Annotated in this window: 13 protein-coding genes and 1 pseudogene; 13 read left to right on the plus strand and 1 reads right to left on the minus strand. The window is 43.8% G+C overall.

The features are described from left to right. Positions 1-189: 189 nt before the first annotated feature. The 13 genes and pseudogenes from SD450_RS03260 (at position 190) to SD450_RS03320 (ending at position 11991) form a co-directional block, all read left to right on the plus strand. Positions 190-1758 (plus strand): hypothetical protein, encoded by a 1569-nt coding sequence (locus SD450_RS03260; protein WP_318343204.1) that lies wholly within the window; start codon positions 190-192, stop codon positions 1756-1758. Beyond that, positions 1715-2167, plus strand: a complete 453-nt coding sequence (locus tag SD450_RS03265; RefSeq protein WP_318343205.1) for a hypothetical protein — start codon at positions 1715-1717, stop codon at positions 2165-2167. Before SD450_RS03260 ends, SD450_RS03265 begins: the two co-directional genes overlap by 44 nt. A 34-nt stretch (positions 2168-2201) precedes the next feature. Then, a complete protein-coding gene (locus tag SD450_RS03270) occupies positions 2202-2636 on the plus strand; it encodes a hypothetical protein (protein ID WP_318343206.1) in 435 nt (144 codons plus the stop codon). 854 nt (positions 2637-3490) lie between these two features. Then, positions 3491-4960, plus strand: coding sequence for an oligosaccharide flippase family protein (locus tag SD450_RS03275; RefSeq protein WP_318343207.1), 1470 nt, complete (start codon positions 3491-3493; stop codon positions 4958-4960). Beyond that, positions 4950-5384, plus strand: a complete 435-nt coding sequence (dut, locus tag SD450_RS03280) for a dUTP diphosphatase (protein ID WP_318343208.1) — start codon at positions 4950-4952, stop codon at positions 5382-5384. The genes SD450_RS03275 and dut overlap by 11 nt, the downstream gene beginning before the upstream one ends. Before the next feature lie 73 nt (positions 5385-5457). Then, positions 5458-5769 (plus strand): GIY-YIG nuclease family protein, encoded by a 312-nt coding sequence (locus SD450_RS03285; protein WP_318343209.1) that lies wholly within the window; start codon positions 5458-5460, stop codon positions 5767-5769. A gap of 76 nt (positions 5770-5845) precedes the next feature. Next, positions 5846-6862 (plus strand): sugar phosphate nucleotidyltransferase, encoded by a 1017-nt coding sequence (locus SD450_RS03290; RefSeq protein ID WP_318343210.1) that lies wholly within the window; start codon positions 5846-5848, stop codon positions 6860-6862. 43 nt (positions 6863-6905) lie between these two features. Beyond that, positions 6906-7823, plus strand: coding sequence for a tetratricopeptide repeat protein (locus SD450_RS03295; RefSeq protein ID WP_318343211.1), 918 nt, complete (start codon positions 6906-6908; stop codon positions 7821-7823). Between the two features lie 38 nt (positions 7824-7861). Further along, positions 7862-8602, plus strand: a complete 741-nt coding sequence (locus SD450_RS03300; RefSeq protein ID WP_318343212.1) for a DUF4292 domain-containing protein — start codon at positions 7862-7864, stop codon at positions 8600-8602. A 1-nt stretch (position 8603) separates the two neighbouring features. After that, positions 8604-9830: a murein hydrolase activator EnvC family protein gene (locus SD450_RS03305; RefSeq protein WP_318343213.1), complete on the plus strand. Its 1227-nt coding sequence runs from the start codon at positions 8604-8606 to the stop codon at positions 9828-9830. Between the two features lie 57 nt (positions 9831-9887). Continuing rightward, a pseudogene (locus tag SD450_RS03310) lies at positions 9888-9971 on the plus strand (aldo/keto reductase); the annotation flags it as partial. Beyond that, the gene (locus tag SD450_RS03315; RefSeq protein ID WP_318343214.1) at positions 9967-11151 is read left to right on the plus strand and encodes a murein hydrolase activator EnvC family protein; all 1185 of its coding nucleotides are present in this window, start codon (positions 9967-9969) and stop codon (positions 11149-11151) included. The pseudogene SD450_RS03310 and the gene SD450_RS03315, both read left to right, overlap by 5 nt. Positions 11152-11154: 3 nt before the next feature. After that, positions 11155-11991 carry an aldo/keto reductase gene (locus SD450_RS03320; RefSeq protein WP_318343215.1) on the plus strand — a complete coding sequence of 279 codons (837 nt, stop codon included), beginning with the start codon at positions 11155-11157 and terminating at the stop codon, positions 11989-11991. Here the strand turns inward: SD450_RS03320 and SD450_RS03325 are convergent. Further along, complete coding sequence (locus SD450_RS03325) at positions 11988-12500, minus strand: acyl-CoA thioesterase (protein ID WP_151890291.1); 513 nt, start codon at positions 12498-12500, stop codon at positions 11988-11990. The genes SD450_RS03320 and SD450_RS03325 overlap by 4 nt on opposite strands. Positions 12501-12530: the final 30 nt, after the last annotated feature.

Raw genomic sequence — 12530 nt, forward strand, 5'->3', positions numbered from 1 at the left:
AACCCCGGTTTTTTTAAGGTTTTTGTCCAATGGAAATTGCGCCAAATATATTAGTTTAGGCCATTACATATCCCCATACTTGTTTTAGTGCAGCAAAACCGTATACGAGCACAATGTTCATATACAGCATGTTGCGTCGTATTTTAAAGATTCCCCCAGATCTTATCATTAATTTAAAACTTGACAAGTATGAAACAAATGAAAAACCTACTACCGGTAATGCTATTGGTCCTAGTGGTCTGGGGCTGTGATAAACAGAGCTTGGAGGAAACCCCCATCCTTAGCAAAGCGAATGAAGAATCCACTGAACCTTCAAAGAACCGTCCCGTTCCCTTTGGTGATCTGTCCAATGACATTCTTTCTGAAATTGATGAAATGGACAACTATTTCAGGTCTGATGGCAACAAAGCAAAAGACGGAAGTTTTGGCGAAGTGGTGAGGGACATCGCCATATTGGATAATAATGAAGACCAAGGGAAATCCTATACCCTGAGAATGGAAAAGTTGGAAAAAGGATTCTATTTTGACAATCTGGTGGTACAACAGGGTTCTGATGGAGAGCGAAACGTACATGTGGTCCGGTATACGCCCGACAAGGACTGGTACGAAGAGACCAAGGGCCAAAATGGAAGGTTCGAGAGCTATTCCGGCAATATATCCGTGTTCAGGGAAGATGGTACATGGCTGGCGGATATGGGACTGGTGCAAGGGAAAATTGCGAAATCCACCACGGATATGTCCACTGCCCAGTGCATCCTCCAAACAAGCTACACCATGGGCTGCGTTTATTCCTGCTGGGTGGACAGCATCACCATAGATGTGTACTGCCCTGGGAATGCTGGTGGTTCCGGAGGTGGCGGAGTACAGAATCCACAGGTACCGGAAAACCCCCAACCCATCACCAATGTAAGGCAAGGCGGTGGTGGCTCGGGAAGTTCTAACAGCAATAACAGTGCGGGCAACAACAATTCGATTAAGACAAGCCCTTTTGATGAATTTATAAGGGACTATTATGCCGGGTTGGATGAAGATTTTGAGGACATAATAGATGACACTAAACTAAAACCATGTCTTAAGAACATTTTGAAGGATTTGAAGACCCTCAACAAAGGAGTTGGCCATATTGTACAAAAATTTGCGGGCAATACACCGGGGTTCAACTGGCAGGTAAAGGATGGAAGCCTTACAGGAAGCACAGGGCAAACGAGCAGTAGGTATGACAGGGCAACAGGAACCGTGACCACAACATTTGACTCCCAAAACTGGAAACAGGCCACGGACCTATCTTGGGCAAGGACGATACTGCATGAATCGGTTCATGCTTATATTGTATCATACATTAAAACTGACCCTATTAATGCACAATTAACTTTTGCTGATCTTTTTAATGATTTCAACAAAAAGAAATACTCTAATTTAAATGATACGCAGCATGCAGAAATTGCTAGAAACTTTGTAAAAGATATTAGCGTATCTTTAAGGGAGTATGGAATGATGAACGGGTATAGTCTGCCAAATCAATTTTATGAAGACATGGCATGGGCTGGTTTAACTGATTGGTCGAAAAGAGATTCTATGGGGAATATTATCAAAGATTCTCATGGAAAACCAATCTATGAAGAAACACCATGGTTTAAAGCAACAGTACCATCAAATACTGACAGAAAAAGAATTAAAAACACATTTACAATTGAATTGAGAGGTTCTGATAGTTATGGAAACAAAAAACCACAAAAAGGGAGTAATGCGGGTTGTTAAAGAAATCACTTTGGTCTTTGTTGTTTTCCTCTGTTGCTTTCCCAGCAGGGGGCAAGAAAGCAGACATAAAAAAGAGTATATAATTGAAGCATATAAATCTGTGGATGCAAATTCGTCCTATTTGACACTGCAAACATTTGATTTTGAAGATTCAAATGAAAAACTTTTTGTGTTTTACCATGTGAACAACATCATACTCAATGAAAAATTGACACATGAAAACAAAATCTCCGTGAACCCGGGAAAATTTCAAATCAATGCACTTTATCCAGGTAAAATAACAACAGAGCTTATGCTACAGGTTGATAAGGGAGACTCGATAAGGGTGAAATTCTATATGAGAGATGACTTAACCCCCTTACACCCGGAAGGCGCTCCCGATATTGTAATCCCCCAGAAGAACAACTAAAAGGGAAAAATGCGGGGTGTTAAAATAAAGCAATATGAGAATAAGAAGTATCCTTTTTGCCACAGGGATAATCCTGACCTTTACATTTTGCGGCGTAAAAAGTACAAGCTTAAAATCTGCGGGAGAAATCAGACCAAGTTACGCAAATGGAGGAGGGTACAGATTGAAGAAATTCAAAACCAACGGAGAAAACAGGAACGGCTTTTCCGTCATCATCAATTTGTTTAAGACGGATGGTGGCCCATTTGATTATCAAGCTACTTTAATTTATGGTTGTAATGAATATGTTATTGATAGTGATAAAAAGACATTGACTCTAGAGACATCAGACATCCCTACTCAATTTAAAATTATTAGCGTTGGTTATTTCGTTATAGAAACTGAACCGATTTCTTTTAGCCGTAATGATTCAATTGCCATAGACTTTATTCTGGCTGAAGATGATAGACCTCTTATAAATTGTGAATGATACGATTTTATATAGTAATCTCCAACAAGAACACAAAAGGAAGTAATGTGGTGGGGTGCTAGATATATTCTTGTTATCGCAATATTTTCTGTTTTGATAAATAGTTGCTTTGCCCAAGAAAACTTTCTCCAGGAATTTTATTTATAAATCCCCAACAGTAATGGTCAAAATGATACCGAGGTTGAGTATAGTTTTGATGATATTCCGATAGGCGAATTTACGTATTTCAATGTTTTTTTAACAGTCAAAATTTTTCAATCTAATGAACTTAAGAATCAATATTATTTTCTTTTTTCTATTATTAATCGGAATCATGTATGGAGATAACTCTTTTTCCATAGGACTTTATGACAACTATTATGTAATGAGGTGGATAGACCTGATAATGGCCTTATTGATTTTGATAACGGGAATATTCTTGGCAAGGAATATTATGAATTTTTTCAAACGTAAGAGAAGCAATAGTATCTCATAATATTTTTGGGGCGGGTCAATCGGAAAAGAAATAATTTATGAAGGCAGTTTATATTATTATTGTTTCCATTCTATTTTTGTTCGTGACATACATATTAGGAGTGGAGAAAACCTCAACATCTGTAATGGAATGGAAATTTTTTTTATAAATCCAAAGGTTCTGATTATTTCGGTTTTGCTCTATGGAGTGTCTTTATATATTATATAAAATCAAAAAATGGACTAAATAACTTCCTAGAACCTAAATAAACAGAATTGCAAAACAGTAAAACAGGTTTAGGCCACCCCTCGGTGGCCTTTTTGTTTTTCTTGGCACCACTACTAACGGCTTTTGTGTAACTTGTGGCACCTAATCAAGGTTTTTAAAGAACACGCACCTATTGAACCCGCTAAAAAGGCTTTTTAAGCAGACGTTTATCTATGGCTTGGCCACTGTGATGCCGAGGGTCATTTCTTTCTTTCTGCTTCCCCTGTACACGGCCGTTTTTGAAAATGCGGCAGGCTATGGGCAGTACACCAACATCTATGCATGGATTGCCATTTTTAATGTTTTTCTGGCCTATGGCATGGAAACCGCTTTTTTCCGTTTTTATCACAAAAGTGATGACAAGGGTAAGGTCGTTTCCACTTCGTTGGTATCCCTATTGGGCACCTCTTTGTTATTTTTGATTTTTTCACTGACCGTCAAGCAATGGCTGGCGGACATGACCAACATCAATGCGGATTATATTGAGTTCACCACCTACATATTGGTGTTGGACGCATTGGTCATCGTTCCCTTTGCTTTGCTAAGGGCCAATGAAAAACCGATGCTATATGCAGTGTTGAAGACCGTCAACGTAGCCATAAACCTTGCATTTAATGTGTTTTTTTTGCTATGGCTGCCCAAACTCACCATGGAAGATCAAACAGGTCTCTTCACATCGATTTATAAGACGGATTGGGAAATCCATTATGTGTTGATTTCCAATGTGATCGCGAGCGGCTTTACCTTGTTGATATTGCTGCCCAACTATTTTAGGGTCAAATATATCTTCGATTTACCACTCTGGAAGCAGATGATGAAATATGCTGGACCCGTAATGGTGGCCGGTATCGCCTTTACCATCAATGAGGTGTTGGACAAGATTCTACTGACCGAAATATTACCGGAGGGGATAGCAGAGTCCGAAGTGGGAAAATATGGGGCCTGCTACAAGTTGGCCCTCTTCATGACCTTGTTCGGGACCGCGTTCCGAATGGGCGTGGAACCTTTTTTCTTTAGCCATGCCAAGACCGAAAAACCACAGCGGACCTATGCCCAGATCACCAATTATTTTGTAGTGTTGGGAAGTATCATTCTCTTGGGGGTCATTGTGTTCATCGACCCCTTGGGCAAACTGCTGCTGAACAACCCAGTATATTGGGACGCCTTGGACGTGGTGCCCCTCATCTTATTGGGCAGTTTCTGTTTGGGCATTTACCATAACCTTTCCGTTTGGTACAAGGTGACCGATCAGACCAGGTTCGGGGCCTATATTTCATCCATCGGCGCGCTCATCACCTTGGTCATCAACATTGCCTTCATACCCAAAATAGGATATATGGCCTCGGCACTGGCCACCTTGGCCGCCTATGGCAGTATGATGCTATTATCCTATTATTTCGGAAAAAAATATTACCCAGTCCCCTACAATATGCGGAAAATCGTGTTCTATCTTTCCGTTTCCATTGTGTTTTCAGTCCTTTCCTTCTATGTTTTTAATAGAAATTTAATAGGGGGCAGCATACTGTTTTTGCTATTTTTGGGGTTAGTGTATAAGATGGAAGGAGATCATTTAAAAAGCATTTTTTTAAAGCGTGGAGATTAAGATCATAAACAAATCGGGGCATAAATTGCCTCATTACGAAACCTTGGCGTCGGCTGGAATGGACCTTAGGGCCAATTTAGAGGCGCCTGTTGTCCTGAAACCCTTGGGACGCGCCATTGTGCCCACAGGGATTTTTATGGAACTTCCTGTAGGCTATGAGGCCCAGGTGAGGCCCCGTAGCGGCCTTGCGGCAAAAAAAGGGGTGACCGTACTCAATGCACCCGGCACCATTGATGCCGATTACAGGGGAGAGGTCGGCGTGATCTTGGTCAATCTTTCCAATGAGGATTTTACCGTGGAAAATGGTGAACGTGTGGCCCAAATGGTCATTGCCAAGCATGAAAGGGCAGAATGGGTCGAAGTGGAAACGCTTTCGGAAACGGATAGAGGCGCAGGAGGATTTGGAAGTACGGGTGTGAAGTAAATTCCTGCGCGGGCAGGAATCTCTTAGGGCACTAATACGAAGCAAGGTGGTATAAACACCCATTGGAACCATAATGAAACTTTGGAATGTTTATATAATGACCAACAAAGCAAACGAAGTGCTTTACATAGGTGTTACGGACAATCTTGACGAAAGAGTGAAAGAACATAAGTTGAAAGTCTATCCAAGGTCTTTTACCGCCAAATACAATTGTGATAAATTGGTCTATTTTGAAGAGTTTATAGATGGTGGAGAGGCCGTAAAGCGCGAAAGGCAAATGAAAAAATGGAAGAGAGATTGGAAAGTCAACGTAATCGACAGTTTTAACCCTAACTGGGTTGACATTAGTCTTAACTGGAGATTGAACCATAACAAGTTGCGATAAACCTTGTTTCATCAAGGTGAGAATAGAAAAGTTTAACAACAAAAAATGAGACACCTGCCTTCGCAGGTGGTAAAGTATGAAAATAATCGTACCCATGGCGGGAAGAGGTTCCCGTTTGAGACCACACACTTTGACCGTCCCAAAACCGCTCATTCCAGTGGCGGGCAAACCCATTGTCCACCGATTGGTGAGCGATATTGCCAAAGTATTGGGCGAACCCATTGAGGAAGTAGCCTTCATTTTGGGCGATCCGGCCTTTTTTGGCGACGATGTGGTGGAAAGTCTCATGCAGCTGGCCGAAGAATTGGGTGCCAAAGGCTCCATTTACCGACAGGACCAACCATTGGGTACGGGCCATGCCATCATGAGTGCCAAGGAATCTCTCAACGGACCTGCCGTGATTGCTTATGCAGACACTTTGATCCGTGCCGATTTTGATCTTGACAAGTCAGCGGATAGTGTGATATGGGTAAAACAAGTGGATCAACCTGAGGCCTACGGAGTGGTCAAGCTGAACACAGACCATCACATTGTGGAACTGGTGGAAAAGCCAAAAGAGTTCGTTTCCGATCTTGCCGTGATCGGTATTTATTATTTTAAAGATGTGGGAGTCCTCAAAAATGAGTTGCAACATGTCTTGGACAATGACATTACCAACGGCGGGGAATATCAGATCAATGACGGGATCAAGCGCATGATGGAAAAAGGCATGAAATTTGTTCCCGGTAAAGTGGACGAATGGATGGACTGTGGCAACAAGAATGTGACCGTGGAAACCAACCAACGCATGCTGGGCTTTTTGGAAAAGGAAGGTGAAAACATGATTGCCAGTTCGGTGAAGCAGGAAAATGCAAACATCATTGAACCCTGTTTTATCGGGGAGAATGTGGTGCTCAAAAATACAACGGTAGGACCCTATGTGTCGGTCGGGGCCAATACCATATTGGAAAATGCCACTATAAAGAACAGCATCATCCAAAGCGACAGTAAAATTTACAATGCCAACCTGGACAATGCCATGATCGGCAACCATGTTGTTTTTAATGGTAATTTTGAATCCATTAGCATCGGGGATTATTCCGTTTTGGAATGATTTTGAAATAGATTTTAGTTTGATGGGGACTTAGGATGTCAATATGAAAAAGAAACTTCTTGTTGGGATGGTTTTGGGAGCATCTATACTGATGTCCTATTCGACCTATGCCCAAGAAGAAGAAAGTGCCGAGGTCTATCTCGAAGAATATACCGATGAGTTTCAGGAAAATTTCTTCGAGGGACTCAAACAAAAGGGCATACAAAACTACGATCGTGCCATAGACCTGTTCCTAAAATGCAAACAATTGCAGCCCGACAATAGCGTGGTGGACTATGAACTGGCCAAGGCCTATTTGCAGGACAAAAAATACATCCAAGCGCAACAGTATGCCATTGAGGCCTTGTTGTCCGAGCCTACGGATTATTGGTATTTGGACAACCTACTCACCATTTTGGACAAGCAGGGCAGTCCATGGGCTTCCATCAAGGAACAAATACCTTATGGGAACAACAAATTGAGGGAGAACATGGCGGTTTCTTTTTTCAAAATGAAAAAATATGAGGAAGCCCTTGCGGTGTTGAAGGAAATAGATAATGCCGCGCTGACCAGTGAACTAACTCGAAAAATCAACGATTCAATTCAAAAAAGCATCCAAAAGCCAGCGACGCCAATTGAAGAGAAGCAAATTGCGGACAAGAACGACCCAGTGACCGCATTGCGCACACAAATTGAGGAACTGCTGTCCCGGTCAGATTACAAGGGCATGCTCGCTGTTTCAAAAGAAGCCTTGGACAGCTACCCCCTTCAGCCCTATTTTTATTTCGCTTACGGAACGGCACTCAACAATACCGGGGATTCCAACAAGGCCATTGAGGTCTTGGAGAGTGGGTTGGATTACCTTTTGGACGATGAAGCCTTGGAAAGCAGCATATTTAGGGAGCTTTCCAAAGCATACACAAAAATCGGCAACACAAAGAAAGCCAATGAATATTTGAACAAGATCAATTCTGGATTATAATGCGACACAAAAATATTGGCATAAAAATAATGGGAGTGATGCTTTTAGTGCTCACACTAGGGGCATGTAGGAGCACCAAGACGGTGACTGGAGGTGAAGTGGATCCAAGTTTATCGGCAAGGAACATCATCAACAACCACTATTCCAACCAGCCGAATTTTAAGACGCTGAGCGGTCGCGTAAAGATCGATTATGCCAATGGGGATGAATCGCAGGGCGTGAACGTGACCCTGAGGATGGAAAAGGACAAGGTGATTTGGATCAGTGCACCCCTTGGAGTGGTGAAAGCACATATTACCCCCGAGAAAGTGTCTTTCTACAACAAATTACAGAATGAATATTTCGATGGCGATTTTAGCTACCTGAGTCAACTTTTGGGTACCGATCTGGATTTTGAAAAAGTACAGAACCTGTTGCTGGGCAATGCCGTTTTGGATCTGAGAAAGGACAAATACGACTCGGAAATCTATGGGGGCGGTTACCAACTGAAACCCAAAAAGGTCGGACAACTTTTCAAGATCCTTTTCCAACTGGAGCCCAAAAACTTTAAAATTTCGACACAGCAAATAGCCCAACCCGAAAAATCCAGACAGCTGCAAGCAAAATATACCTATCAGGATGTTTTGGGAAATGCTTTGCCAGAGGACATTAAGATATTGGCCGAAGACGAGGGAGAATTGACCATGATTGATTTGAGTTTCCGAAACATTGAGTTGAACAAACCCATGAGTTTTCCGTACAAAGTGCCCAATGGTTTTGATAAAATTACATTAAAGTAATATGAAAGTTAAAACTTCGTATTGTTTTTATTATCTGATACTTATATTTTTTGTATCGCCACCTTCATTTGCCCAGACCAGTGAGCAGAAGGCGTTGGAGGCCAAACGGGAACGGTTACAACAGGAAATCAAGGAAATCAACAGATTGCTTTTTGCCGAGCGCAAGGAAAAGGGCACCATTTTGGACCAAATGGAGGCCTTGGACAACAAAATCAATGTGCGTCAAGAGCTGATCAGGGTCACCAACCAGCAATCCAATTTGCTCAATCGACAGATCAATGTGAACATCAGGAACATCAGTAAGCTCAGGGAAGACCTGAACACGCTGAAAGAGGATTATGCGGAACTCATCCAGAAGACGTACCAGAACAAATCCCAGAGCAACCGGTTGATGTTCCTTCTGTCGGCAGAGAACTTCTATCAGGCTTTCAAACGGCTCCAATACATGCAGCAATATGCCAAGCATCGAAAAAAACAAGGGGAGAACATCATCACAAAAACTGAGGAATTGGCCAAGCTGAACCAAGATCTGGTAGTGCAACGAAAGGAAAAAGAACAGCTCCTGGCCGAAAACACGAGGGCGAAGGATGAACTTTCCAAAGAAGTGGAGGCGCAACGCAGCCTTTTGAGGAGCGTTAAGCAAAACGAGGCAAAATACACCGCTACCATAGCCGAAAAGCAAAAAGAGGCCCGCAGGATAGACCGAGAGATAGAACGATTGATCAAGAGTGCCATTGCGAGTTCCAACAAGAGTTCCGGAAAATCCACCAGTAGCACCACTTTTGCATTGACCCCAGAGGCCAAATTGGTGGCCGACAACTTTTCCTCCAACAAGGGAAGGCTCATCTGGCCCGTGGAAAAAGGCATCAAGAGCCAAGGATATGGGGTATATGCGGACAAACTCTACCCGGGCATTAAGCACCAGAACAACGGGGTGACCATAACCACCGACAAAGGGAGCAAGGCCAGGGCCATTTTTGAAGGGGAAGTGATCGCCATCATTTCCGTTCCGGGAGGCAGTAAAGGCGTGACCGTCAAACACGGGAATTACATCAGCACCTACTATAACCTCTCCACCGTATATGTAAAGAAGGGCGACAAAGTCGTGGCCAAGGATATATTGGGAGATATAAATACCAATCGGTTTGACGGTACTACCAAATTGAAGTTTTATCTTTATAAGGATTCCAGTCGCCTCAATCCGGAAGATTGGATCTATCAATTATAACCCATGAAAAAGATTACCGATTTACAAGGCTCCTTTGAACTGCACAATGGGGTCCACATGCCCTATTTTGGATTGGGGGTATATCAATCCAAAGATGGGAGCGAAGTCATCAATGCGGTAAAGGCTGCCCTGAACCATGGTTACAGGCACATCGACACGGCCGCCATTTACCATAACGAAGAAGGCGTTGGAGGCCAAACGGGAACGGTTACAACAGGAAATCAAGGAAATCAACAGATTGCTTTTTGCCGAGCGCAAGGAAAAGGGCACCATTTTGGACCAAATGGAGGCCTTGGACAACAAAATCAATGTGCGTCAAGAGCTGATCAGGGTCACCAACCAGCAATCCAATTTGCTCAATCGACAGATCAATGTGAACATCAGGAACATCAGTAAGCTCAGGGAAGACCTGAACACGCTGAAAGAGGATTATGCGGAACTCATCCAGAAGACGTACCAGAACAAATCCCAGAGCAACCGGTTGATGTTCCTTCTGTCGGCAGAGAACTTCTATCAGGCTTTCAAACGGCTCCAATACATGCAGCAATATGCCAAGCATCGAAAAAAACAAGGGGAGAACATCATCACAAAAACTGAGGAATTGGCCAAGCTGAACCAAGATCTGGTAGTGCAACGAAAGGAAAAAGAACAGCTCCTGGCCGAAAACACGAGGGCGAAGGATGAACTTTCCAAAGAAGTGGAGGCGCAACGCAGCCTTTTGAGGAGCGTTAAGCAAAACGAGGCAAAATACACCGCTACCATAGCCGAAAAGCAAAAAGAGGCCCGCAGGATAGACCGAGAGATAGAACGATTGATCAAGAGTGCCATTGCGAGTTCCAACAAGAGTTCCGGAAAATCCACCAGTAGCACCACTTTTGCATTGACCCCAGAGGCCAAATTGGTGGCCGACAACTTTTCCTCCAACAAGGGAAGGCTCATCTGGCCCGTGGAAAAAGGCATCAAGAGCCAAGGATATGGGGTATATGCGGACAAACTCTACCCGGGCATTAAGCACCAGAACAACGGGGTGACCATAACCACCGACAAAGGGAGCAAGGCCAGGGCCATTTTTGAAGGGGAAGTGATCGCCATCATTTCCGTTCCGGGAGGCAGTAAAGGCGTGACCGTCAAACACGGGAATTACATCAGCACCTACTATAACCTCTCCACCGTATATGTAAAGAAGGGCGACAAAGTCGTGGCCAAGGATATATTGGGAGATATAAATACCAATCGGTTTGACGGTACTACCAAATTGAAGTTTTATCTTTATAAGGATTCCAGTCGCCTCAATCCGGAAGATTGGATCTATCAATTATAACCCATGAAAAAGATTACCGATTTACAAGGCTCCTTTGAACTGCACAATGGGGTCCACATGCCCTATTTTGGATTGGGGGTATATCAATCCAAAGATGGGAGCGAAGTCATCAATGCGGTAAAGGCTGCCCTGAACCATGGTTACAGGCACATCGACACGGCCGCCATTTACCATAACGAAGAAGGTGTTGGTACAGGCATCAAGGAAAGCAATGTGGACCGCAAGGATGTTTTCCTGGTCAGTAAGGTGTGGAACACGGATCAGGGCTACGATTCCACACTGAAAGCATTCGATGCCAGCTTGAAACGTTTGGGAACCGATTATCTGGATCTCTATTTGATCCATTGGCCCAAAGGGGAACTGTCCAAGGAAACTTGGAAGGCATTGGAACAGCTGTATAAAGAAAAGCGCGTCCGGGCCATTGGCGTGAGCAATTTTTTGAAGCACCAGTTGGAAGATTTGTTGACCTCGGTCAAAATCGTTCCCATGGTCAACCAAATGGAGTTCCATCCCTATCTGGTCCAACAGGATCTGGTCGATTTCTGCAACGCGAAGGGCATTCAATACGAAGCGTGGTCCCCGTTGATGCAAGGAAACATCTTCGACCTTGATATCATGAAAAAGATGGCCGCGAAATACAACAAGACCATAGCGCAGGTCGCCTTGCGGTGGGACCTTCAAAAAGGAGTGGTCACCATCCCAAAATCATCTAAAAAGGAACGCATTGTCGCCAACGCCAACATTTTTGACTTTGAGCTGACCGAAGAAGATATCCAAGCCTTGGACAAACTGGACCGGGGCAAGCGGTTTGGGCCCGATCCGGACAATTTCGACTTCTAGGAAACGAACAGTGCCTTCAGTTCCGTGGCATCTGATGGCTTCAATTTACCTGCCAGAACCAGACTCAACTGTTTTCTTCTCAAGGCGGCGGCAAAGCGTTCTTTTTCCAGAGCGGTCTCCGGCTCCAAAGGAGGGACTTCGGTAGGTTTTCCGGTATCATCGACCGCCACAAAAGTATAAATGGCCTCATTGGCCTTGGTGCGCTCGCCGGTAAAACGATCCTCGATCCACACATCGATAAAGATTTCCATGGAGGTGGTAAAGGCCCTGGAAACCGCAGCCTCCACGGTCACCACACTGCCCAAGGGCACGGCCCGATTGAAGGCCACATGGTTCACTGAAGCAGTAACCGTGATCCTACGACTATGTCGGCGGGCGGCAATACTGGCCGCTCTGTCCATACGGGCCAAGAGTTCCCCGCCAAAAAGATTGTTCAGGGGATTGGTTTCACTGGGCAATACCAAATCGGTCATCACGGTGCGTGATTCACTTGGGGTTTTAGCGCGCATACTTTAAATTTTGCGCAAAGATATTGAAGT

Origin of the sequence: Flagellimonas baculiformis, assembly GCF_033441575.1 — a bacterium.
Classification (GTDB): domain Bacteria; phylum Bacteroidota; class Bacteroidia; order Flavobacteriales; family Flavobacteriaceae; genus Flagellimonas; species Flagellimonas baculiformis.